The following is a 22,331-nucleotide window of genomic DNA, read 5'->3' on the forward strand; positions in this document are numbered from 1 at the left end:
CGGAGCCAAACAATGAAAACCGAAAAGATCACCTTCACCGGACATGATGGCAGCGAATTGGCCGCGCGGCTGGACCTTCCCGACGGGCCGCATCTGGCCACCGCGCTGTTTGCGCATTGCTTCACTTGCTCCAAGGACATCCTGCCCGCGCGCCGGATCGCCGCCCGGCTTGCCGGGGCGGGCATTGCAGTGCTGCGGTTCGATTTCACCGGGCTGGGCCATTCCGAGGGGGAGTTTGAGAACACGACCTTCACCTCGAACGTCGCGGACCTTAGAGCCGCCTGCGCAGCACTGTCGGACCGGGGCATGGCGCCTTCGCTTCTGATCGGCCATTCGCTGGGCGGGGCAGCGGTGTTGAAGGCCGCAGGTGTGATGGTGGATGTAAAGGCGGTTGTGACCTTGGGGGCGCCCTTCGCACCGAACCACGTCACCCACAATTTCGCCGACCATCTTGAAGAAATCATGAAGGATGGCGTGGCCGAAGTCGACCTGGGCGGGCGCCCATTTCGCATCGGCAAAGACTTCCTTGACGATATCGCCGCGACAGAGCTGACGCCTGCCATCACCCATCTGAACGCGGCCCTGCTGGTGATGCACGCGCCACTGGACCAAGTGGTTGGGATCGAGAACGCGCAGGAGATTTTCGTCACTGCGCGCCACCCGAAAAGCTTTGTCACGCTCGACGATGCCGACCACCTGCTTTCACTGGCCGATGATGCCGAATACGCCGCTGGGGTGATCACCGCCTGGGCCAGGCGGTATCTTGACCTGTCCCCACCCGCCCCGCCCCCAGGGGTGCCCGAAGGCATCGTGCGGGTAAGCGAAGCAGACCCGAACGGGTTCTTGCAAGACGTGAGCTCGGGGCCGCTGCACCACGCGTTGGCGGATGAGCCGCTGGCGTATGGCGGAACCAACAAAGGCATGTCGCCCTATGGGTTCGTGGCCGCCGGGCTGGGCGCCTGCACGTCGATGACGATCCGCATGTATGCGCGGCGCAAAGGCTGGCCGCTGAGCGGGGTGCGCGTGGACGTGAGCCACGACAAGGTGCACGCGCAGGACGCCGAAACCGGACGCAGTGAAAAGATCGACACGTTCAGTCGCAGCATTCATCTGAGCGGGGAGCTGAGCGACGTTCAACGCCAGCGCTTGCTGGAAATCGCTGACAAATGCCCGGTTCACAAGACCCTGGAGCATTCCAGCCGGATCGAAACCCGTCTGGCGTGAGCCGAAATCGTTCAAAAACTTCGGACCGTTTTCTTTGAAAGAAAACGGCACCCGTTCGCCTGAACTGCAATTTCCCTTGACCTTGGCCCCCGGCACGTCAAAAACCCCCGCATGAGTACAGGACGTTTGACGATTGATCTGGACGCGCTGGCCGCGAACTGGCGCGCACTGGATGGCATGAGTGACGCTTCCGTTCAGACGGCGGCGGTGGTGAAAGCTGACGGCTATGGGCTGGGTGTGGCCAAGGTGGGCCGCGCGCTTGCCGCAGCTGGCGCGCGGCGCTTTTTCGTGGCGATGTCCGAGGAAGGTGCCGCCTTGCGCGACGCCCTGGGTCCCGGCCCCGAAATCAGCGTGTTTTCGGGCCACATGTCGGGCGACACCGACATGATCCACGACCTGAACCTTGTGCCCATGCTGAACTCACTGGACCAGCTGACCCGTCATTTCGAAGCCCTGCCAGGCCACCCGTTCGGCATCCAGCTCGACACCGGAATGAACCGATTGGGCATGGAACCGGGGGAGTGGGAGGCCATCGCCCCCATCGCATTGGCCCAGGGCCCGACCGTGGTAATGAGCCACCTAGCCTGCGCCGATGAACCCGAGCACGCAATGAATGCGCAGCAGCTGGCCGCCTTTCACGCAATGACCGATGGGATCGAGGCACCACGCTCTCTGGCGGCGACCGGGGGTATTCTTCTGGGGCCGGAGTACCACTTTGACCTGACCCGTCCCGGTATTGGCCTCTATGGCGGTCTGCCGTTTGAAGACGCGCGCATGGTGACCTTCCTTGACCTGCCTGTGGTGCAGATCCGCGACGTCGCCGCCGGTGAAAGCGTCGGCTATGCCAACAGCTGGGTCGCCGAGAAACCCGCGCGCATCGCCACCCTGTCGGGCGGTTATGCGGACGGTCTGCAACGCCATATCTCGAACCAGGCGGTGCTGTTTCACGACGACACGCCCTGCCCCATTGTGGGCCGCGTGTCGATGGACCTGATCGGTGTCGACGTGACCCACCTGGGCGAAACCCCCAAAGCGCTGACCATCCTTGGACCGCATCAAAGCGTGGACGACCTGGCCCAGGTTGCCGGCACGATCGGGTATGAGATCCTGACCCAGCTTGGCCTGCGCTATACCCGTCACTACGCGCGGGGGCGCTCGTGATCCTGACCACGCCTCTGGCGGCCATCGGCCGGTCGACGCTGGCGCTTCTGGCGACCATCGGGCGCGTGACGCTGTTTGCCTTGTCGGCGCTCAGCCACATCCTGCGCCCGCCGTTCTATCCGCGCGAATTTGGCACGGCTTTGTTGAATATCGGCTGGTTCAGCTTGCCCGTCGTGGGCCTCACCGCCATTTTCACCGGCGGCGCGCTGGCGTTGCAAATCTATGCCGGCGGCCAACGTTTCAGTGCTGAGGCCGTGGTGCCGCAGATCGTCGCCATTGGCATGGTGCGCGAATTGGGCCCGGTTCTGGTCGGCCTGATGATCGCCGCGCGCGTCACCTCCTCGATCGCCGCCGAGATCGCGACAATGAAGGTGACCGAACAGATCGATGCGCTGGTCACCCTGTCCACCCACCCCATGAAATACCTGACCGCGCCGCGGGTTCTGGCCGCCGTGATCACCGTGCCGGTGCTGGTCGGCATCGGTGACATCATCGGCATCTGGGGCGGGTTTCTGGTCGGCACCGGGCAGCTTGGCTTTGCCCCCGGCACTTATATCCAGAACACTTGGGATTTCCTGGAAACGCCCGACGTGGTGTCGTCACTTGTGAAAGGCGCCGTGTTCGGCTTCATCGCCGCCGTGATGGGCTGCTATCATGGCATGAATTCGGGTCGCGGGGCACAAGGCGTGGGACGCGCCACCAAATCCTCGGTCGAGGCGGCGGCGATCCTGATCCTGGCCGCCAACTTCCTGCTCACCAACATGTTCTTCTCGTCATGATCGAGCTTCGCGAGGTCCATAAAGGGTTCGGTGCCAAGAAGGTTCTGCAAGGGGTCAACCTGACCATCCCGCGTGGCGAAAGCATGGTGGTGATCGGCGGCTCGGGCACCGGAAAATCCGTGCTTTTGAAATGTGTGCTGGGCTTGATGACACCGGACGCGGGCACGATCCTGCTGGACGGCGAAGACGTGGCCCGCGCCGAGCGCGACGCCTTCCTGGCCCGTTTTGGCATGCTGTTTCAGGGCGGTGCGCTGTTTGACAGCCTTCCAGTTTGGCAAAACGTCGCCTTTCGCTTGCTGCGCGGGTCGCTGGCGCGCCCCCGTGACGAAGCCCGTGAGATTGCGATCGAAAAACTACGTCGTGTGGGGCTGAAACCCGACGTGGCCGACCTTTTCCCGGCCGAGCTGTCAGGCGGTATGCAGAAACGCGTGGGCCTGGCCCGTGCCATCGCCGCGGAGCCCGAGATCATCTTCTTCGACGAACCCACCACCGGGCTCGACCCGATCATGGCCGGCGTGATCAACGAATTGATCCGCGAAATCGTTGTGGAAATGGGCGCGACCGCGATGACGATCACCCATGACATGTCCTCGGTCCGTGCCATTTCCGACAAGGTGGCGATGCTGCACGAAGGCGTGATCCAGTGGACCGGCCCGGTGGCCGACCTGGATGCCAGCGGCGACCCCTATGTGGCGCAATTCATCAACGGCAGCGCCGACGGGCCGATCGAGGCTGTGCGCTGAACGGGTTGACCCACCTTCCGCGTCGCAAACAAAGCCGCCCTTGACTTGGGAACACGTGTCAAACGATCCTCGCATCATGACGGATTTTGAAACCCGCTGTAAATGCGGACAAACCACCGCACGGTTTTCGATTAAACCGAGGGCCCGGTTTCGCTGCCACTGCACAAAGTGCCAGAGTGTTTACAAATCATCTTATGCGGATGCTTTGGTTTTCCGAAGAGGCCAGGTTCGAATTGACGACAGCGACAAGATCAAATGGGTTCACACCAAGCGCCCGTCGCCTCTGATCCGAGGCCTTTGCAAAACCTGCGACGCCCCGGTGCTTGCACACTTTTTCGGGGCCTTGTCGATGGTGCCCGCTCTTTCGGTGTCAGGGCTGGAATTGCCCCCGGTCAACTGCGACATCTACTATCGGACGCGAACCAAAGATATTGACGACGATGTCCCGAAATACGCGGGTGCCATGGCTACTTACGCTGGATTGACCATGCCATTTCTTGGAGTCCTTTTGGCAACGGGGCGTTCCGTTAGATAGTCTAATGTGTTCCGAATTGGCGCGGCTTGAAGAATTGAGAATGGGAAAGTAAATCCCGTTTCGGCACCAAAGGAACCTTCGGAATACAAGATAAGTGTGGTCGGCAGGCGTCGTGACGGTTCCCATATTGGCAAGGTGCCGAAATCTCGGTAGGTCTCGGGCATGTTGAAATATGCCAACCTCACTCTTCTGATCCTATTCCCCGTCGCCTGGTTCGCGCCCCTGATGCGCGCGGGGATCGCCCTGCCCCTGTTCGGGCTGAGCGAGATCAGCGTGATCTCGGGTCTGCAAAGCCTGTGGGAAACCGACGTGGCGTTGGCGCTGCTGGTCACGTTTTTTGCTATCTTTTCGCCTTATCTCAAGACGATCGGCCTGGGCTTGATCCATTTTGGCATGCTGCGCCGCCGGGTGCTGCCGGTGCTGAACGTTCTGGGCAAACTGGCGATGGCCGACGTGTTCCTGATCGCGCTCTACATTGTTGTGTTCAAAGGCGTGGGCATGGCCAAGGTCGAAACCGCCTGGGGGCTATATCTGTTCACCGGCTGCATTCTGGCTTCGCTAGCCATCAGCCACCTGACTGTGAAACGGCGCTAACGGGCCGGAAGATCCTCAAGGCTTTCAATTCGTTTTCTATGCAAGAAAGCGCATCACAAACACCCACGTTCTTGCGACGCTCTCAGGATTGAGGCACAACAGCCGGATGGCAAAGACCAATTCTTTCACCTGTAACGCCTGCGGCGCGGCCCATACCAAATGGTCGGGGCGCTGTGAGGCCTGTGGCGCCTGGAATTCCATCGTCGAAGAGGCACCCCTGTCCGCTGGGCCAGCCTCGAAAAGCCTGGGCGGCAAGCGCGGCGCCAATATGGTCCTGACAGATCTGGCGACCGAAGAAGCGCCGCCGCAGCGCACGATCTCTGGCGTGGCTGAGCTCGACCGGGTGCTTGGCGGTGGGCTGGTGCCGTCCTCAGCCATTCTGGTAGGCGGTGATCCGGGCATCGGCAAATCCACCCTGCTGTTGCAGGCCGCCGCGCAATTTGCCCATCGCGGGTTGAAAACCATCTATGTCTCGGGCGAAGAAGCCACGGCACAAGTGCGCATGCGCGCGCAACGGCTGGGGCTGGAAAAGGCACCCGTAAAGCTGGCCGCCGAGACCAACCTGCGCGACATTCTGACCACGTTGGACGCCGAAAAACCCGACCTTGTCATCATCGATTCGATCCAGACCATGTGGGCCGACAACGTGGAAAGCGCACCCGGCAGCGTCAGCCAGGTGCGCGCCGCGGCGCATGAGTTGACGACCTTCGCCAAACGGCGCGGGATATCCGTGGTTCTGGTCGGCCACGTCACCAAGGATGGTCAGATCGCCGGCCCGCGTGTGGTCGAACACATGGTCGACACCGTGCTCTATTTCGAAGGCGAACGCGGCCACCAGTTTCGCATCCTGCGCGCGGTGAAGAACCGCTTTGGACCAGCCGACGAAATCGGCGTGTTTGAGATGACCGGCACCGGGCTGGCCGAGGTGTTGAACCCCTCGGCCCTGTTCCTGTCTGACCGCGAAGACCCGGCCCCCGGCAGCGTCGTCTTCGCCGGGATTGAGGGCACCCGCCCGGTTCTGGTCGAGCTTCAGGCACTGGTCGCCCCCAGCCCGCATTCGCAGCCGCGCCGCTCGGTCTTGGGCTGGGACAGCGGGCGCCTGGCGATGATCCTGGCCGTTCTTGAGGCACGATGTGGCATTCCTTTCACGGGCTTGGATGTCTACCTTAACGTCGCGGGTGGGATGAAGATCACCGAACCGGCCGCGGATCTGGCTGTTGCGGCGGCGCTACTTTCTGCGCGCGAGGATGCGGCGATCCCGAAAGACACTGTGGTTTTCGGCGAAATCAGCCTATCAGGGGCATTGCGCCCGGTGGGGCAAACGGAAAACCGCTTGAAAGAAGCCCAAAAACTTGGTTTCTCAGCGGCAATCGCACCGGCGCAGAGCAAACTTGGCTCCAAATCGGGGCTGAAGGTCCAGAAAATGCCCGACCTTGTGGGCTTTGCGGGCGAGATATTCGGCGCGGGATGAACCGCTAGAGAAGGCTCAGAGGGCAAGAATGGAAGCGTTCACAATCATCGATGGCGTCGTGGCTGTTGTTATCCTGGTATCGGCAATCCTGGCCTATTCGCGCGGTTTCGTGCGAGAAGGCATGTCAATTGCCGGCTGGATCGTCGCGGCGATCCTGGCCTACATGTTTGCCCCCAAGGCGCGGCCTTTGATCGAACAGATCCCGGTCCTGCGTGATTTTATCGCCGACAGTTGCGAATTGTCGATGATCGCCTCCTTTGCCGCCGTGTTCGCGCTGGCGCTTGTGGTTGTGTCGATCTTCACACCACTTTTTGCCTCGGCAGTGCAACGTTCGGCCCTTGGCGGGGTTGACCAGGCGCTTGGCTTTATCTTCGGCGTCGCGCGCGGCGTGCTTTTGGTCGCCATCGCTTTGGTGATCTACGACCGCGTGGTGACCACGGACACGATCCCGATGGTGGATGATTCCCGCACCGCGAAGGTGTTTGCCCGCACTCAGGACCGCATCAACGACCAGATCCCCGCCGACGCACCCGGCTGGATCGTCGAACGCTATGAGGCACTGGTTGGCGCCTGCAGCGCGGGCGCCAACTGACCCCTGCCCCGCAGCCTTGCGTGGCGCCTCTGAAACGATGGGCGCCTCGCCAATCCCTGATTTTACCAGCCACGCCCGCCTGTGTGACGCGGCCCTTGGCGTCCGTTTTGTCCAAAGCTTGGGTGTAACAGCCGCTTTACGCGGCCATCTGAGCCAAAACCACGCATCCCCCCTGATCGGCTGGTGACACAGCGCCGCCGAGCGACTAAGACAGGGCCATCCAAGATCCCGGATTCGGAGCTGCTGCCCATGCTGCCTGCCATGCCCCCTGCCCACCCCTTCGACGATGACAAGCTGAAGGAGGAATGCGGCGTTTTCGGCGTGATCGGCCTGGCGGATGCTGCGAATTTCGTGGCGCTTGGCCTGCACGCGTTGCAGCACCGGGGACAGGAAGCCGGCGGCATCGTCACCCATGACCCGGAACATGGCTTCAACTCGGCGCGGCGTTTCGGCTATGTGCGGGACAATTTCACGTCTCAGAAACTGATGGAAACCCTGCCCGGGCCCCTGGGCATCGGCCACGTGCGCTATTCCACCGCCGGCTCGAAGGGCGCCGTGATCCGCGACGTGCAGCCGTTTTTCGGCGAATTTTCCATGGGCGGGGCCGCGATCGCCCACAACGGCAACATCACCAACGCCAATGCCTTGCGCAAAGAACTGATCGAGCGCGGTTCGATCTTCCAAAGCTCCTCGGACAGCGAATGCATCATCCACCTGATGGCGCGCAGCCTGCAACGCAACATCCCCGAGCGGATGGAAGACGCGCTGCGTCGGGTCGAGGGCGCATTTTCCGTCGTCGCCATGACGCGCACCAAGCTGATCGGCGTGCGCGACCCACTGGGCGTGCGCCCCTTGGTTCTGGGGCAGCTTGGCGACGGCTGGGTGCTCAGCTCAGAAACCTGTGCACTTGACATCATCGGTGCACAATTCGTGCGCGACGTTGAACCGGGCGAAATGGTTGTGATCACCGACAAGGGGGTGGAAAGCCACTATCCCTTCCGCAAGACCCCGTCGCGGTTCTGCATCTTCGAACATGTCTATTTCTCGCGCCCCGACAGCATCATCGGCGGGCGCAGCGTCTATGAAACCCGCCGCCAGATCGGCGTTGAACTTGCGCGTGAAAACCCGGTCGAGGCCGACCTGGTCTGCCCGGTGCCCGACTCAGGCACGCCCGCAGCGATCGGCTTCAGCCAGGAAAGCGGCATTCCCTATGCGATGGGTATCATCCGCAACCAATACATGGGCCGCACCTTCATCGAGCCAACCGAGCACATCCGAAACATGGGCGTGCGCCTGAAGCTGAACGTGAACCGCGCGCTGATCAAGGGCAAGCGGGTGATCCTGGTTGATGACAGCGTGGTGCGCGGCACCACCAGCCGCAAGATCAAGGAAATGATCCTGGACGCGGGCGCGGCCGAAGTGCATTTCCGCATTGCGTCGCCCCCCACGGCCTGGCCATGTTTCTATGGCGTCGACACGCCGCAGCGCGAAAAGCTGCTGGCAGCCACGATGAGCGAAGAAGAGATGCGCGCGCATCTGGCGGTGGACAGCCTCAAGTTCATCTCGCTCGACGGGCTGTACCGCGCTGTCGGCGAGGCAAAGGGGCGTGACGCCGCCTGCCCGCAATACTGCGACGCCTGCTTCTCGGGCGAATACCCCGTGGCCCCCGCCGACATGATCGAAAAGGGATTTGAGATGCAGGCGGCCGAATAAGGCGTCAACTGTCCGGCAGATCAAGAATGTGTTCCGGTGCCCGGGGCACCGCGTCAGGCGCAGGCGTTGCAGGCGGCATCGTCTGGTCCAACTCTTCGCTCCACTCGAAATCCGCCCCAACATAGCCCAAGCAGGTGTCGCTGAATTTCGAGCCTGGATAGACATCCAGAATGGTGATCTGCACGTGCCGGTGGTTCAAAAGTCGCGCCAGATCGACGTGGCTTTCCAGCGGATGATCAGGCAACTGAACAACCTCGCGCAGCGCGGTGTCGGTCACGATCTCGATCCGGCGTGGGCGGGCGTTGTTGAAATACGCCGTTTCAGATTTGCCATAGCCGTTCATGAAAATCAGCCGGCTGAACGGCGGCGACCCGCCGAAGCTCAGCGTGATCACCTCGCCCACACCGACGCCGTCAACGCCTTCGCACCAAGCGCTGTCGGGATTGCCATCAAACAGGTTTTCCGGGCCATAGTCATTGCCAGCCTGCCCCGGCAACACCGAGGTGGCACAATAGGTCACCGCATCCACGAACTGGGTCGCGCCCATCGTGGCGCAGGTGTCAGCCTCGACCGACGTGGAAACCGCAAGCGCGCTGGCCAGCACGATTGCAAAGGCTCTTCGCTGTGTTCTTGTCACGTCTTTCCCTCTACGCTCACGCCACCGAATGCACCACGGCCCAACTTTTGCATTGTTGGCGTGGTTGGCACAGCGGTCCCGCACAACGCCTTCGTTTGCCTGCATTCTACCGCAGGTCGTCGGCGGCTTCCTTGACCTGCCTCACAGGCGACACTTGGCAACATGACGCCGGTTGCGCTGCAATGCGGCGAAACCCCGCCCACCGCGTGCACACACATCCGGGCACGCTTTTCTTCTCGGTACGAGGCTGATACCCGCCCGCCCTCACGCAACGGTCAGGACAGGCGCAAAATGAGCAACGCAGCCCAGGAAACACCGAAAAACGTCGCCGACGAGGCAACCAAACCGGCCGATCTGTCGTCGGGTCGCACGCTGTTGATCGGCACCGCCGGACCGGACGGCGCGATGAGCGCACTTGTGCGTCTGTCGGGCGGGAAAATCGTCAAACTCGCCACCGGCGACCGGCTGGACGGGGGTAAGGTTCAAAATATTGAAACCGGGCGATTGACCCTGCTCAGGCGCGGTCATAGCGAGACCCTGACTGTGCCCAGCTCCTAACCCCCGCCACCTTCATGCTTGACGCACCGGGCAAGTTGCCGCAAACCCGCGCCATGACAGTCGAGACACAGAAAACCGCCCTGATCACCGGCGCCTCGCGCGGTCTGGGCGCCGCATTGGCCGAAGCCTTGGCTCCGACCCACCACATCATTGCCGTTGGGCGCACCACCGGCGCGCTGGAGGAGCTGGACGACCGGATCCAGGCCGCAGGCGGCTCGGCCACGCTGGCACCGCTGGACGTGACCGATAAGGGCGCGATGGCGCATCTGTGCCGATCGATCTTTGACCGCTGGGGCAATCTGGACCTTTGGGCGCATACCGCGATCTATGGCCCGGCCCTGATGCCGACCTCGGATCTGGACGACAAGGGCTGGACCCGCGCCTGGACGACAAATGTCGAAGCCACACGCGTGTTGATCCACATGGTGAACGCGCTGATGACCGACGAGAGCACGGCGCTGTTTTTCCACGATGACCACGCTGGTGAACCGTTCTTTGCCGGCTATGGCGCCAGCAAGGCCGCGCAAATGGCCCTGGTGCGCAGCTGGGCGGCCGAGAACGCCCGGATCGGCCCGCGCGTGGTCATTGCCGAGCCCAAACCGCTGGCCACCGCGATGCGCTCGCGCTTCTTCCCGGGCGAAAACCGCGCGCCGCTGGCGGCACCGGCAGACGAAGCTGCACGCATTCTTACCGATCTCGCGATCTGACGCGCTCCGCCCTTCCCCCCTGCAAACCGCTCAAGCTGCCTTGCCGCACGCGCAGCACTCGCCTATTGAGGGGGCGTAGCAGTCAAAGGCGGCCCCATGCGCATTCTTCTTACCAATGACGATGGTATAAACGCCCCAGGGCTTGTGGTGGCCCAGGCCATTGCCGAACAGATCGCCGGCCCCGAGGGCGAGATCTGGACCGTGGCGCCTGCGTTTGAGCAATCAGGCGTCGGCCATTGCATCAGCTATACCCATCCCTTCATGGTCGCCAAGCAGGGCGAACGCCGTTTTGCCGCCGAGGGCAGCCCCGCCGATTGCGTGTTGGCGGCGGTCTATGACGTGATGCCCGAACGGCCCGATCTGGTGCTGTCTGGGGTGAACCGCGGCAACAACGCGGCCGAGAACACGCTTTACTCCGGCACCATCGGGGCGGCGATGGAGGCCGCGCTGCAGAACATCCCGGCGATCGCCATGTCGCAGTATTTCGGGCCGGGCAATGCCAGCCTGGACGACCCGTTCGAGGCCGCCGTGGCCCATGGCGCGGGGATCGTGCGCAAGCTTTTGGATCAGGCTCCCTGGGAGCACGGCGCTGACTACCGCCTGTTTTACAACGTGAATTTCCCGCCCCACGCCGCCGCCGACGTCAAGGGCGCGCGAGTGACACGGCAGGGTTGGCGACCCAACACCTTTTTCGGGGTCGAGCCGCACACAGCGCCTTCGGGGCGCAAGTTCCTGTGGATCAAGGGCGGGCCGCAGCACGAACCGACGGCTGAAGGGAGCGACGCGGCGGCGAACCTGGCAGGCTATAGCTCGATCACCCCTATGCGCGCGGATCTGACCGCCCATGACGCCCTGCCCAAACTGGACGCGATCTTCGAATGAGCGAGGCGGTGACAGACGCGGAACGCAAGATGCAGTTTCTCTTCGCCCTACGCTCGCACGGGGTGACAGATCCAAAAGTGCTGGGCGCGATGGAGGCCGTCGACCGCGCGCCTTTTGTGAAGGGGCTGTTTTCCGAACGCGCTTATGAGGACATGCCGCTGCCAATCGCCTGTGGTCAGACCATTTCGCAGCCCTCTGTGGTGGGGCTGATGACTCAGGCGTTGGATGTGCAGCCGCGCGACAAAGTGTTGGAGATCGGCACCGGATCGGGCTACCAGGCCGCGATCCTGTCCAAACTGGCGCGCCGGGTCTATACGATCGACCGCCACCGCCGCCTTGTGCGCGAGGCGCGGTTATTGTTCGAAAACAACGACATGCACAATATCACCACGATGACCGGGGACGGATCGCGCGGATTGCCTGAACAGGCCCCGTTCGACAAGATCATCGTCACCGCCGCCGCCGAGGACCCGCCCGGCCCCCTCTTGGCGCAGCTGGCCATTGGCGGTATCATGGTTGTGCCGGTCGGCCAGTCGGACGCGGTGCAGAGCCTGATCAAGGTAACGCGCCACGACACGGGATACGACTATGAAGAGCTTCTGCCGGTGCGTTTTGTGCCCCTTCTTGAAGGGTTGGGGCAGGATGAGTAAACCGCGTTAAAAGCGTGATAAGCGCGACGCGTGAATGATGAATGTGACAGCCTCGGCAACAGGGGCGCACGAATGTGAGGACCGAGCCATGCCTTTCCCGACCCCCAATTCCCGCCCCCTGTCCCTGCGCCTGACGCTCATGGGCTCGGCGTTGATCCTGCTGAGCGCCTGTGAGACCGGGTTCGACCTGGACATGCGCCGGTTCGGTGACGGGTTCAACACCAGCCAAGCGACCCAAACCGTCACCGCCGAACGTCCGCGCCCAGATGCGCGTGGAATCATTTCCTATCCGAACTACCAGGTTGCCGTGGCGCGCCGTGGTGACACACTGGCCAGCCTGGCTGCGCGGATAGGCGTTCCCGCGGCGGACCTCGCCCGGTTCAACGGCATCCCGACCGACGCGGCCCTGCGCAAGAACGAGTTGGTCGCCCTGCCCCGCCGGGTTTCGGAAACCGCCACCGGACCGATCCAGCCCGCTGATACGATCGACATTACCACGCTGGCTGGCGACGCCATTGACCGCGCCGGTAGCCCGTCTGCCACGCAGCCCGCTGTGCAGACCGGCGAAGAGCCGGTGCGCCACCAAGTGGCCCGCGGCGAAACCGCGTATTCCATCGCACGGCTTTACGGCGTGTCGGTGCGCGCGCTTGCCGATTGGAACGGGCTGGGCGCCGCCCTGACCGTGCGCGAAGGGCAATACCTGCTGATCCCGGTCAAAGCCGAGGAGCAGCCGCGCCAAGCGGCGGTCTCGACACCCGGTCAGGGCTCGACAACGCCCACCCCGCCCTCGGCGGCCAAACCCCTTCCTGATGAAGTCCCCGCCGCGGCCGCAACATCCCCGGACAAGCCCGACAGCCCCGATCTGGCCGGCACCCGCACTGCCGCGTCGGCTTCGCGCATGGCCCTGCCGGTGGCGGGCAAGATCATTCGCGCCTTCGCCAAGGGCAAGACGGACGGGATCGATATTTCCGCCAGTGCAGGAACCCGTGTGAATGCCGCCGCAAACGGCACCGTGGCCGCGATCACCCGCGACACCGACCAGGTGCCAATCCTTGTGATCCGCCACCCGAACAACGTGCTGACCGTCTATGCCAACATCGACAACATCGCGGTGAAAAAGGGTGACACGGTCAAACGTGGACAGAAAATCGCAACGGTGCGCGCCGGGGAACCCGCCTTCCTGCATTTCCAGGTGCGTGAAGGCACGACCTCGGTCGACCCGATGCCTTACCTGAACTGATCCCAGTAAGCCCCTGACCTGAAATAAAAACCCGCGCAGTCAGCGCGGGTTTTTTCATTTGTCGTCGGCCCCACCTTTGCCCAGGTGCTTGCGCAATCGGCTGGGGGTGGACTTTTTCTTGTTCTTGTATGGGTTCTGGTCCGCCTGGCTGCGCATCGTCAGGCGGATCGGCGTGCCCGGCATGTCGAAATCCTCGCGCAATCCGTTCACCAGATACCGCGTATAGCTGGCCGGCAGTTTGTCGGGCAACGAGCACATGACGACAAAGCCCGGCGGGCGGGTCTTTACCTGGGTCATATAGCGCAAGCGGATGCGGCGCCCACCCGGTGCGGGCGGCGGGTGTTGCGACACCATTTCCGCCAGCCAGTTGTTCAGACGCGCGGTGGACACGCGGCGGTTCCAGACGTCATGCGCCTTCATCACCGCCTGATGCAACCGGTCCATCCCTTTGCCGGTTTTGGCCGAGATTGTCACCAGTGGTGCACCGCGCAACTGCGGCAACAACCGGTTGAATGCCTCTTTCAGCTCTTTCAGCTTCGCCTGTTTTTCAGGTTCCGCGTCCCATTTGTTCACCGCGACAACCACCGCGCGGCCTTCGCGTTCAGCCAGGTCGGCAATGCGCAGATCCTGTTGCTCGAACGGAATGGCGGCATCCAGAAGCACCACGACCACTTCGGCAAATTTCACCGCGCGCAAACCGTCCGAGACGGAGAGCTTTTCCAGCTTTTCCTGAACCTTGGCTTTTTTGCGCATCCCGGCGGTGTCGAAAATCCGGGTGGGCGTGCCCCCCCAATCGAACCGCAGCGAAATCGCATCGCGGGTGATGCCGGCCTCAGGCCCGGTCAAAAGGCGGTCTTCGCCCAGCAACTGGTTGATCAGGGTCGATTTTCCCGCGTTCGGGCGGCCTACGACGGCCACCTGCAAGGGTTTCGCATTGGTCGGCACACGGGGTGCATCGGGGTCGCCGTCTTCGACCGTGACATCGGTGTCCGGCGCGTCGGCGGCAGCGCGTTGCTCAAACTCTTTCGCGATCGGGGCCAGCATGTGCATCAGCTCGCCCATGCCTTCGCCATGCTCAGCCGACAGACGCAGCGGTTCGCCCAAACCAAGCGCATAGGCCTCCAGCACGCCCGCGTCAGCGGCTTTGCCCTCGGCCTTGTTGGCGGCCAGGATCACGTGGGCGTTCTTCTTGCGCAGGATGTCGGCAAAGATCTCATCGGCGGGCAGAACACCTGCACGCGCGTCGATGATGAACAGGCAGGCATCGGCCATTTCCACCGCGCGTTCGGTCAGGCGGCGCATCCGGCCCTGAAGACTTTCGTCGGTGGCTTCCTCAAGCCCGGCGGTGTCGACCACTGTGAACCGCAGGTCGCCCAGGCGTGCCTCGCCCTCGCGCAGGTCACGCGTGACGCCAGGCTGGTCGTCGACCAGGGCCAGGCGTTTGCCAACCAGGCGGTTGAACAGGGTGGATTTGCCCACATTCGGGCGCCCCACGATGGCAAGGGTAAAGCTCATGTCGCTCTCCGGGTGTCGTCAAGCGCCCCGCATACACGGGTTTTGGCCTTAGCGTAAAGCCAGAAGTTGACCGTTCTGGGTGACGATGTAAGCCACACCCGACACGACGATGGGCCGGGTGGCCGCGCCGCCGGGGATGGCCACGTTGGCAACCAACGCGCCGTCTTCGGGATTGAATCCGCGCATCTGCCCGTCGGACGAGGCGACCCACAGCTTTCCACCGGCCAGCACCGGGCCGAAATTGGCGGCAATTGCCTTGCGGCGGCGCACACGTTCCTTGGTGTAATATGGCAGTTCCACAGCCCAGATACGCGCGCCGGTCTCAGCGTCCAGCCGCACCAGATTTGCTTCGTCCGAGACCAGGAAGACCGAACCGCCTGTGGCCCAGACCGCGCTGATCGCGCCCTCTTTCGCGGTCCACAGTCTTGTGCCGCTTTGCGAGATAGCAGCCAGGCGACCGGCGGTGGTGCCAGCATAGATCACGTCGCCCGCGACCACTGGATCACCGGTGAAGTCGGACACAGCGGTATAGGCGCGGCCGCGACGTTCGCCGCTGACCAAGCTGGACCAGACCCGCACACCGGCCTTGCGCAGCGTCGCCATGACTTCCCCGGTGGCAAAGGGGAACAGGGCCAGCCGGTCCGTGACCGCCGGGCTGCCCGCGCCGACAACGCCGGTGATTTCAGGGGTGCTGGCCAATTGCCATTTCACCCGGCCGTCTTTCAGGTCGATCCCCCAGCCGCGGTTGTCACGGGCCGAGACATAGACCATTCCGTCCACCACGGCAGGGGCGCTGGTGACAGGGGCCTCGACCTTCTGGCTCCATTTCACGGCACCGGTTGTCGGGTCCATGGCGGTAACAGTGCCAAAGCCACTGGTCGCCACCAGGGTGCCGTCGCCAAAGGCCAGGCCGCCGCCCGAGGCGCTGTCTGCGCCTTCACGCGGCGGGGTCAGGTCCGCGCTCCACAGCGTTGCACCTGCGGTCGAGGTCGCGGTGACCCGCGCGCGGCTGTCCAGGGTGAAGATCCGGCCATCGGCCAGGATCGGGTCTGCAGTGATCCGGTGTTTGCGGCTGTTGCCTTGACCGATGCCGGCGCTCCAGATCACCTGGGGGGTTGCGGACAAGGCGGGATGCTGAACCCGGTGCGACGGGCTGCCACCCAGATGGGTCCAGGCGGCATGGTTCACTGTGGCCGGAAGCACGATTGGCAGCGACTGGTTTTGGTTTTCCGGCTCGTCCGGCGTGGCCTCTACCTCGGTCGCGTCGCCCTCTTGGGTCTGAGGGTTTGGACTGCGCAGGTCTTCCCGCAGGCCCTCAAGGATCACCTCACGGGAGCTGCAAGAGGCCAACAGGCCCAGCAGGATCAGAATTCCGGCGCTCTGGCTCAGTTTCACGACGTTGCCCCCTCTTTCTCTATTACCCCGACCCGAGCCTTCAGGCCCCTGCGGGAGTGCCCCCCAGCGCCACAATCAACTGAGACGCGCGGCGGCGCAAGGGCTCCGATGCCTCGTCGTCAATCAAAAGCGCTTGCAAGCGGGTCATGGCCGCTTCGGGATTGCCCTGTTCCACCTCAGCGATGGCGATCTGTTCCTCGGCCAGAACCCGGAACGGCGCGCCCGCTGCGGTCAGCGGTTCAAGCAACAAGACGCGCTCATCGGCAGTTCGACCTGGCAGGAGCGCCAGTTTCAGCGTGGCCAGATCACGGTAAAGCCTGGGAAGCGTGGCGTTGTCGGCCACCGCTTGCAGCGCGCTGGCCGCGTCGGCCCCCTGTGCCTCAGCCGCGATCAAGAGCCCCAGAACCGCCTGGGCGTCGCCCTCGGCCGCAATGCCCTGTAGTCCGGTGGCGCGATCGGCAGCCTCATTTTCGCTCATCGCGGTCAGAATGGAATCGCCAAGTGCCTGCGCGCTTGCGCGGTCACTGGCCTTGCGCCATTCGTTCCAGGCTGCCCCGCCCACCAGCAATACCACCAAGGCGATGCCAATCCAGCCATAGCGGCGCATCAGTTTGAAAAGGTGGTCGCGGCGGACCTCTTCGGTCACCTCGTCAATGAAACTGTCTTGATTGCTCACCGCATCGCCCTCGCCCAGGAATTTCCCCCTCCTTACCCCGAACCTAACGGCAATGCCAAGGGGCGCTTGCGTCCGACGCAAGGCCGCGAGTGAACCAAAACGAAACAGAGCCGTATTAAGGGCAGCAGGTGGCTTGTGGATCAGGGGGGAAAACCCTATTTCAGAGAGCAATTCGACTTCACCCGCGGCGACATTTTGGGGAGCCCCATGCGACTAGTACCTATCCTTACGGCCCTTTTGGTGGTCGCGGTCCTGTTTTTAGCTATTTTTCAGCGCGACAGCTTGTTGAACTTCGCCCGTGGCGAAGAGCCCTCCGCCATCGCCGAAGTTGATGACGCACCCGTTGACGACACCCCTGAGGCCACCGGTGTGTCGGTCATCGCGCTGAAATCTCAGGTCCAGCGGATCGACAGCGCGGTTCTGGTGCGCGGTCGCACCGAAGCCGCGCGCCAAGTGGCGCTTCAGGCCGAAACTTCGGGCCAGGTCGTGTCCCCCCCGCTGCGCAAAGGGGCCTTTGTCGAGGCGGGTCAGGTCATGTGCCAGATCGACCCGGGAACCCGCGAGGCGTCGCTGGCCGAGGCAAAGGCCCGGCTGGCCGAGGCAAACGCCAACCTGCCCCAGATCGAGGCCCGCGTGATCGAAGCCCAGGCCCGGCTGGACGAAGCCCTGATCAACCTTAACGCAGCCGAGAAGCTTTCTGAGGGTGGGTTTGCCACCGAAACCCGGCTGGCCAGCGCCAAGGCCGGGGTCGAAGCCGCCCGCGCAGGGTTGATCGGCGCGAAAGCCGGCACCTCCTCCACCGAGGCGGCGATTCAATCCGCCGAGGCCGGCGTGGCCGCCGCCAGCCGCGAAATCGAGCGCCTGTCGATCACCGCGCCCTTTGCCGGCCACCTGGAGACCGACACCGCCGAGCTGGGCAGCCTGCTGCAACCCGGCGCGCTGTGCGCCACCATCGTGCAGCTTGACCCGATCAAGTTGATCGGTTTCGTGCCCGAACTGGAGGTCGATAAGGTCAAAACTGGCGTTCCGGCCGGCGCCCGCCTGGCCAATGGCAAAGAGGTGCAGGGCATCGTGCGCTTCCTGTCACGCTCGGCCGACGCGACCACCCGCACCTTCCGGGTCGAGGTCGAAGTGGCGAATGCTGACCTTGCAATCCGCGATGGTCAGACCGCCGAAATCATCATCGCCGCGGATGGGCGCATGGCGCATCTGGTGCCACAATCGTCGCTGACCCTGTCGGACGACGGCACCCTGGGCCTGCGCATCGCGCAGGACGGCAAGGCGATGTTCGTCGCGGTCGACATGATCCGTGACACGGTCGACGGCGTCTGGGTTGCGGGTCTGCCCGACCAGGCCGACATCATCGTGCTGGGCCAGGAATACGTGGCCGACGGGGTCGCGGTTGACGTCACTTACCGGGAGCCCGACGCATGATCCAGATCATCGACTGGGCCGCCGAACGGGCCCGTATGGTTGTGGCCTTCATTTTCCTGTCGATCATGTCGGGGATCGTGGCCTATGTCAGCCTTCCCAAGGAAGGTGAGCCCGACATCGACATTCCCGCCCTGTTCGTCTCGGTTCCTTTCCCTGGCATCTCGGCGCAGGACAGTGAACGGCTTCTGGTGCGCACGATGGAGACCGAACTGGCCGATATCGACGGGCTCAAGACCCTGTCGGGCACGGCTGCGGAAAACTATGCCGGCGTGGCGATGGAGTTCGAGTTCGGCTGGGATAAATCCGCCGTGATCGCCGATGTGCGGGACGCAATGAACTCGGCGCAGGAGCAATTTCCCGAAGGCGCCGACGCCTATTCGGTGAACGAGATCAATTTCTCGGAATTCCCCATCGTCATTGTGAACCTGACCGGCAACGTGCCCGAACGCACGCTTGTGCATCTGGCGAACGGTTTGCAGGACCGGCTTGAGGGCATTGACGCAGTGCTGGAGGCGTCGCTTGCGGGCTACCGCGAAGAGATGCTGGAGGTCGTGATCGACCCTCTGAAACTTGAGGCTTACAACGTCACCGCGGGCGAATTGATCTCGGTCGTGCGCAACAACAACCAGCTGATCGCAGCAGGTGAGGTCACGACCGCGTCGGGCGCAACGTCGGTGAAAATCCCATCGTCCTTCGACGATGTGTCGGACATCTACGGCTTGCCGGTGAAGGTAAACGGTGACAGCGTCGTGACGCTGGGTGATCTGGCGACGATCCGCCTGACGTTCGAAGACCGCCAGGGCACCGCGCGGTTCAACGGTGAAACCACCGTGGCGTTGCAGGTGGTCAAGCGCAAGGGCTTCAACCTGATCGACACCGCCGCCACCGTGCGCGCCGCCGTGGCCGAAGAGGCCGCCTCCTGGCCACCCGAGCTGCGTCAGGCTGTGACCGTGGGCACCTCGAATGACCAAAGCTATGTGGTCGACAGCATGGTGCGCCAGCTGGAAGGTTCGGTGATCACCGCGATTGCGCTGGTCATGATCGTGGTGCTGGCCTCCCTCGGCATCCGCTCGGCGCTCTTGGTGGGTTTTGCCATTCCGACCTCGTTCCTCTTGACCTTCGCCCTTTTTGGTGCGCTGGACGTGACCATTTCCAACATCGTGATGTTCGGCCTGATCCTGGCCGTAGGCATGCTGGTCGATGGCGCCATCGTCGTGGTGGAATATGCCGACAAGCGGATGCGCGAAGGCGTGGGGCCGATGCATGCCTTCACCGCCGCTGCGAAACGCATGTTCTGGCCGATCGTCAGCTCCACCGCCACCACGCTGTGCGCCTTCCTTCCGATGCTGTTCTGGCCCGGCATTCCGGGTGAATTCATGGGCTGGTTGCCCAAGACGCTGATCTATGTGCTGTCGGCGTCCCTTCTGGTGGCGCTGGTGTACCTGCCGGTGATGGGCGGTGTATCGGGGCGGATCAGCCGCATGTTCGACGGGGTCAGCCAGATGCTGCGCCCGCTGCCCTGGCTTGTGCGCGCCGCCCTGGTGGTCCCGTCCGCCTATCTGGTGTTCCTGGCCGCGATGCAGATTCTGAACCCGAACTACCTGATCCCCGCCACCGAGGGCGCGGCGCGGGCGACCGGTTTGATGGCGATCCTGCCCGGGGTCGTGCTGTTCCTGATCGGGGCCACGTTGACCTCGATCACCCTTGCCGCCGCGCGGATCGAACGCAAACCGCGCGCGATCAAGGCCGGATACCGCCGCACGCCGTTCGGCTGGGTGATCCACCTGATCGCGGGCAATCCGATCATGCCGCTGGTGTCCATTGGCGCGGTGATGATGTTCGTGATGACGACTTTCACAATCTATGGTCAGCGCAACCTGGGTGTCGAATTCTTTGCCGAAACCGAACCGGAACAGGCGATCATCTATGTCCGTGCCCGTGGCAATCTGTCGATCGAGGAAAAAGACGACCTTGTGCGCATGGTCGAATCCGCGGCCCGTGGCACAACCGGTATTGAAAGCGTATTTTCCTTTGCTGGCGCCGGAGGCTTGAACCAGAACACCGGCGGTGCCTCGGGCCCGCGCGACACCGTGGGTCAGGTGCAGATCGAAATGGTCGCCTGGCGCGATCGTCCGCGCGAGGAATACGACGTGAAGCTGTTGGGCTTCATCCCCTTCACCCGCACCCGGCTGAACCCGGAATATGACGGGGATGTGGTGATTGAAAACCTGAAGGCGTCGCTGGCCCACCTGCCCGGCGTGCGCTTCGAAGTGCTGCCACTGGAGGGCGGCCCTGCCTCGGCCAAACCGGTGCACCTGCGCCTGAAGGGCGACGACCTGACCGTGCTGGCCCAGGCCGCCGCCATCGCCGACGCAAAGTTCCAGGTCACGCCGGGCCTGTCCGCCATCGAAGACACCCGCCCCCTGCCCGGCATCGACTGGCAGCTGGACGTGGACGTGCAAAAGGCCGGGCGTTATGGCACCGACGTGGCCACCGTGGGCGGCATGGTGCAGCTTGTGACCACGGGCCTGCTGCTCGACACGATGCGGGTCGACAGCTCGGACGAAGAGATCGAGATCCGCGTGCGCCTGCCGGTCGAGGACCGGGTGCTGTCGACGCTGGATGCGCTGAAACTGCGCACGCAAGCGGGGCTGGTGCCGCTGTCGAACTTCGTCACCCGTTCACCGGTGCCCAGCCTGGCGCAGATCGACCGGGTGGACCAAAGCCGATATTACGACGTGAAAGCGGCGGTGGACGCGGGACTGATCAAGCTGGTGGACGAAGACGGCGTTGCCCGTGTCCTGCCCGCAGCCGAGGCCGACGCGATCATGGCCAGCGACGACGGCACGGGCCTGACCCGCGTGCCGGTCACCGCGAACGAACGGATCGAGGACCTGACCACGTGGTTGGAGACCGACGTTCTGCCTGACGGTGTCAGCTATGAATGGACCGGGGATGCCGAGGAACAGGCGGAATCAATGGCCTTCCTCAGCCAGGCCTTTGTCGGTGCGCTGTTTTTGATGTTCATCATCCTGCTGGCGCAGTTCAACTCGCTCTACAACTCGGTGCTGGTGCTGCTGGCCGTGGTTCTGTCCACGGCAGGCGTGCTGGTCGGCATGCTGGTGATGCAGCAGCCGTTCTCGATCATCATGACCGGGACCGGGATCGTGGCGCTGGCGGGGATCGTGGTGAACAACAACATCGTTCTGATCGACACCTACCAGGATTATTCGCGCTATATGCCGAAGATCGAGGCGATCACCCGCACCGCCGAGGCACGCATTCGCCCGGTGCTGCTGACCACCATCACCACGATGGCGGGCCTTGCGCCGATGATGTTCGGCCTGTCGCTGGATTTCTTCAACGGCGGTTATTCCATCGACGCGCCGACCGCGCTGTGGTGGAAACAGCTGGCGACGGCGGTGGTGTTCGGCCTGGGCATTGCCACAGTGCTGACGCTGGTCTTCACGCCCTCGATGCTGGCCCTGCGGATCTGGCTGGTCACCTATGCGGGCTGGCTGTCGCAACTGCTGGCAAAACTGTCGATGGGCCGCTCGTCGCGGGCCGCCCAGGACTGGGCCCTGGCCCGCGCCGCCAAGCGTCAAAAGCTGGGCGATCTGGTCTGGGATATGGACGACGACGAGGATGAGGTGGACGCCGCAGAAGGGGATCACCCCCCCGCAGCGGAGGACATCCAGACGGTAGTGGAGCAAAGCGGGTTGGAGCCGCCCGACGCGGATAAAGAGACGTCCGACGAGGTCACACCCCCTGCCCCCGATGGCACACCGATGAAAGCTGCCGAGTAAAGCGCGACCCGAAATCTTT

20 protein-coding genes are annotated in these 22,331 nt (G+C 63.4%); 16 read left to right on the top strand and 4 right to left on the bottom strand.

Features of this window, described 5'->3' with window-relative positions:
* The first annotated feature begins 12 nt into the window (after positions 1 to 12).
* From MN188_RS04625 to purF, 9 genes are all read left to right on the top strand, one after another.
* Positions 13 to 1,224, top strand: a complete 1,212-nt coding sequence (locus tag MN188_RS04625) for a bifunctional alpha/beta hydrolase/OsmC family protein (RefSeq protein WP_242106422.1) — start codon at positions 13 to 15, stop codon at positions 1,222 to 1,224.
* A 111-nt stretch (positions 1,225 to 1,335) separates the two neighbouring features.
* Positions 1,336 to 2,385 carry an alanine racemase gene (gene alr, locus MN188_RS04630; protein ID WP_242106423.1) on the top strand — a complete coding sequence of 350 codons (1,050 nt, stop codon included), beginning with the start codon at positions 1,336 to 1,338 and terminating at the stop codon, positions 2,383 to 2,385.
* Positions 2,382 to 3,164, top strand: a complete 783-nt coding sequence (locus tag MN188_RS04635; protein ID WP_420838962.1) for an MlaE family ABC transporter permease — start codon at positions 2,382 to 2,384, stop codon at positions 3,162 to 3,164. Before alr ends, MN188_RS04635 begins: the two co-directional genes overlap by 4 nt.
* Entirely contained in the window at positions 3,161 to 3,907 is a 747-nt protein-coding gene (locus MN188_RS04640) for an ABC transporter ATP-binding protein (protein ID WP_242106424.1), read from the top strand. The genes MN188_RS04635 and MN188_RS04640 overlap by 4 nt, the downstream gene beginning before the upstream one ends.
* Positions 3,908 to 3,983: 76 nt before the next feature.
* Positions 3,984 to 4,442 carry a GFA family protein gene (locus MN188_RS17735; RefSeq protein WP_353890416.1) on the top strand — a complete coding sequence of 153 codons (459 nt, stop codon included), beginning with the start codon at positions 3,984 to 3,986 and terminating at the stop codon, positions 4,440 to 4,442.
* A gap of 162 nt (positions 4,443 to 4,604) precedes the next feature.
* A complete protein-coding gene (locus MN188_RS04645) occupies positions 4,605 to 5,036 on the top strand; it encodes a paraquat-inducible protein A (protein ID WP_242106425.1) in 432 nt (143 codons plus the stop codon).
* A 106-nt stretch (positions 5,037 to 5,142) separates the two neighbouring features.
* Positions 5,143 to 6,507: a DNA repair protein RadA gene (radA, locus tag MN188_RS04650; RefSeq protein WP_242106426.1), complete on the top strand. Its 1,365-nt coding sequence runs from the start codon at positions 5,143 to 5,145 to the stop codon at positions 6,505 to 6,507.
* A gap of 28 nt (positions 6,508 to 6,535) precedes the next feature.
* A complete protein-coding gene (locus MN188_RS04655; protein ID WP_242106427.1) occupies positions 6,536 to 7,099 on the top strand; it encodes a CvpA family protein in 564 nt (187 codons plus the stop codon).
* Between the two features lie 261 nt (positions 7,100 to 7,360).
* Positions 7,361 to 8,812 carry an amidophosphoribosyltransferase gene (gene purF / locus MN188_RS04660; RefSeq protein WP_242106428.1) on the top strand — a complete coding sequence of 484 codons (1,452 nt, stop codon included), beginning with the start codon at positions 7,361 to 7,363 and terminating at the stop codon, positions 8,810 to 8,812.
* 4 nt (positions 8,813 to 8,816) lie between these two features.
* Here purF and MN188_RS04665 read toward each other — a convergent pair whose 3' ends face one another.
* Entirely contained in the window at positions 8,817 to 9,449 is a 633-nt protein-coding gene (locus MN188_RS04665; RefSeq protein ID WP_242106429.1) for an NADase-type glycan-binding domain-containing protein, read from the bottom strand.
* Between the two features lie 291 nt (positions 9,450 to 9,740).
* On the opposite strand from MN188_RS04665, the gene MN188_RS04670 reads away from it, so the two are divergent.
* The 5 genes from MN188_RS04670 (at position 9,741) to MN188_RS04690 (ending at position 13,486) form a co-directional block, all read left to right on the top strand.
* Positions 9,741 to 10,007: a hypothetical protein gene (locus MN188_RS04670; protein WP_242106430.1), complete on the top strand. Its 267-nt coding sequence runs from the start codon at positions 9,741 to 9,743 to the stop codon at positions 10,005 to 10,007.
* A gap of 53 nt (positions 10,008 to 10,060) precedes the next feature.
* Entirely contained in the window at positions 10,061 to 10,714 is a 654-nt protein-coding gene (locus tag MN188_RS04675; protein ID WP_242106431.1) for an SDR family NAD(P)-dependent oxidoreductase, read from the top strand.
* Between the two features lie 96 nt (positions 10,715 to 10,810).
* Positions 10,811 to 11,596 carry a 5'/3'-nucleotidase SurE gene (gene surE, locus MN188_RS04680; protein ID WP_242106432.1) on the top strand — a complete coding sequence of 262 codons (786 nt, stop codon included), beginning with the start codon at positions 10,811 to 10,813 and terminating at the stop codon, positions 11,594 to 11,596.
* Positions 11,593 to 12,246, top strand: a complete 654-nt coding sequence (locus MN188_RS04685) for a protein-L-isoaspartate(D-aspartate) O-methyltransferase (RefSeq protein WP_242106433.1) — start codon at positions 11,593 to 11,595, stop codon at positions 12,244 to 12,246. Before surE ends, MN188_RS04685 begins: the two co-directional genes overlap by 4 nt.
* Positions 12,247 to 12,334: 88 nt before the next feature.
* Positions 12,335 to 13,486: a peptidoglycan DD-metalloendopeptidase family protein gene (locus tag MN188_RS04690; RefSeq protein WP_242106434.1), complete on the top strand. Its 1,152-nt coding sequence runs from the start codon at positions 12,335 to 12,337 to the stop codon at positions 13,484 to 13,486.
* A gap of 54 nt (positions 13,487 to 13,540) precedes the next feature.
* Here MN188_RS04690 and der read toward each other — a convergent pair whose 3' ends face one another.
* Genes der through MN188_RS04705 form a run of 3 tightly spaced genes read right to left on the bottom strand, consistent with a single transcriptional unit; the run spans position 13,541 to position 17,072 of the window.
* Positions 13,541 to 15,001: a ribosome biogenesis GTPase Der gene (der, locus tag MN188_RS04695; RefSeq protein WP_242106435.1), complete on the bottom strand. Its 1,461-nt coding sequence runs from the start codon at positions 14,999 to 15,001 to the stop codon at positions 13,541 to 13,543.
* A 48-nt stretch (positions 15,002 to 15,049) separates the two neighbouring features.
* Positions 15,050 to 16,396: an outer membrane protein assembly factor BamB family protein gene (locus MN188_RS04700; protein WP_242106436.1), complete on the bottom strand. Its 1,347-nt coding sequence runs from the start codon at positions 16,394 to 16,396 to the stop codon at positions 15,050 to 15,052.
* Between the two features lie 40 nt (positions 16,397 to 16,436).
* On the bottom strand, positions 16,437 to 17,072 hold the full coding sequence (locus MN188_RS04705; RefSeq protein WP_242106437.1) for a hypothetical protein: 636 nt from the start codon (positions 17,070 to 17,072) through the stop codon (positions 16,437 to 16,439).
* A 207-nt stretch (positions 17,073 to 17,279) separates the two neighbouring features.
* On the opposite strand from MN188_RS04705, the gene MN188_RS04710 reads away from it, so the two are divergent.
* Together MN188_RS04710 and MN188_RS04715 are read left to right on the top strand one after the other, a co-directional pair.
* Positions 17,280 to 18,506 carry an efflux RND transporter periplasmic adaptor subunit gene (locus tag MN188_RS04710; protein WP_242106438.1) on the top strand — a complete coding sequence of 409 codons (1,227 nt, stop codon included), beginning with the start codon at positions 17,280 to 17,282 and terminating at the stop codon, positions 18,504 to 18,506.
* The gene (locus MN188_RS04715) at positions 18,503 to 22,312 is read left to right on the top strand and encodes an efflux RND transporter permease subunit (protein WP_242106439.1); all 3,810 of its coding nucleotides are present in this window, start codon (positions 18,503 to 18,505) and stop codon (positions 22,310 to 22,312) included. Before MN188_RS04710 ends, MN188_RS04715 begins: the two co-directional genes overlap by 4 nt.
* Positions 22,313 to 22,331 lie beyond the last annotated feature (19 nt).

The organism is Aliiroseovarius subalbicans, assembly GCF_022678625.1.
Taxonomy (GTDB): domain Bacteria; phylum Pseudomonadota; class Alphaproteobacteria; order Rhodobacterales; family Rhodobacteraceae; genus Aliiroseovarius_A; species Aliiroseovarius_A subalbicans.

What these genes read in the sequence shown, in the direction of transcription:
- surE (WP_242106432.1), top strand. Translation starts at nt 10,811, where the DNA reads ATGCGCATTCTTCTTACCAATGACGATGGTATAAACGCCCCAGGGCTT.
- purF (WP_242106428.1), top strand. Translation starts at nt 7,361, where the DNA reads ATGCCCCCTGCCCACCCCTTCGACGATGACAAGCTGAAGGAGGAATGC.
- MN188_RS04675 (WP_242106431.1), top strand. Translation starts at nt 10,061, where the DNA reads ATGACAGTCGAGACACAGAAAACCGCCCTGATCACCGGCGCCTCGCGC.
- MN188_RS04640 (WP_242106424.1), top strand. Translation starts at nt 3,161, where the DNA reads ATGATCGAGCTTCGCGAGGTCCATAAAGGGTTCGGTGCCAAGAAGGTT.
- der (WP_242106435.1), bottom strand. Translation starts at nt 15,001, where the DNA reads ATGAGCTTTACCCTTGCCATCGTGGGGCGCCCGAATGTGGGCAAATCC.
- MN188_RS17735 (WP_353890416.1), top strand. Translation starts at nt 3,984, where the DNA reads ATGACGGATTTTGAAACCCGCTGTAAATGCGGACAAACCACCGCACGG.
- MN188_RS04715 (WP_242106439.1), top strand. Translation starts at nt 18,503, where the DNA reads ATGATCCAGATCATCGACTGGGCCGCCGAACGGGCCCGTATGGTTGTG.
- alr (WP_242106423.1), top strand. Translation starts at nt 1,336, where the DNA reads ATGAGTACAGGACGTTTGACGATTGATCTGGACGCGCTGGCCGCGAAC.
- MN188_RS04685 (WP_242106433.1), top strand. Translation starts at nt 11,593, where the DNA reads ATGAGCGAGGCGGTGACAGACGCGGAACGCAAGATGCAGTTTCTCTTC.
- MN188_RS04710 (WP_242106438.1), top strand. Translation starts at nt 17,280, where the DNA reads ATGCGACTAGTACCTATCCTTACGGCCCTTTTGGTGGTCGCGGTCCTG.
- MN188_RS04655 (WP_242106427.1), top strand. Translation starts at nt 6,536, where the DNA reads ATGGAAGCGTTCACAATCATCGATGGCGTCGTGGCTGTTGTTATCCTG.
- radA (WP_242106426.1), top strand. Translation starts at nt 5,143, where the DNA reads ATGGCAAAGACCAATTCTTTCACCTGTAACGCCTGCGGCGCGGCCCAT.
- MN188_RS04670 (WP_242106430.1), top strand. Translation starts at nt 9,741, where the DNA reads ATGAGCAACGCAGCCCAGGAAACACCGAAAAACGTCGCCGACGAGGCA.
- MN188_RS04645 (WP_242106425.1), top strand. Translation starts at nt 4,605, where the DNA reads ATGTTGAAATATGCCAACCTCACTCTTCTGATCCTATTCCCCGTCGCC.
- MN188_RS04690 (WP_242106434.1), top strand. Translation starts at nt 12,335, where the DNA reads ATGCCTTTCCCGACCCCCAATTCCCGCCCCCTGTCCCTGCGCCTGACG.
- MN188_RS04625 (WP_242106422.1), top strand. Translation starts at nt 13, where the DNA reads ATGAAAACCGAAAAGATCACCTTCACCGGACATGATGGCAGCGAATTG.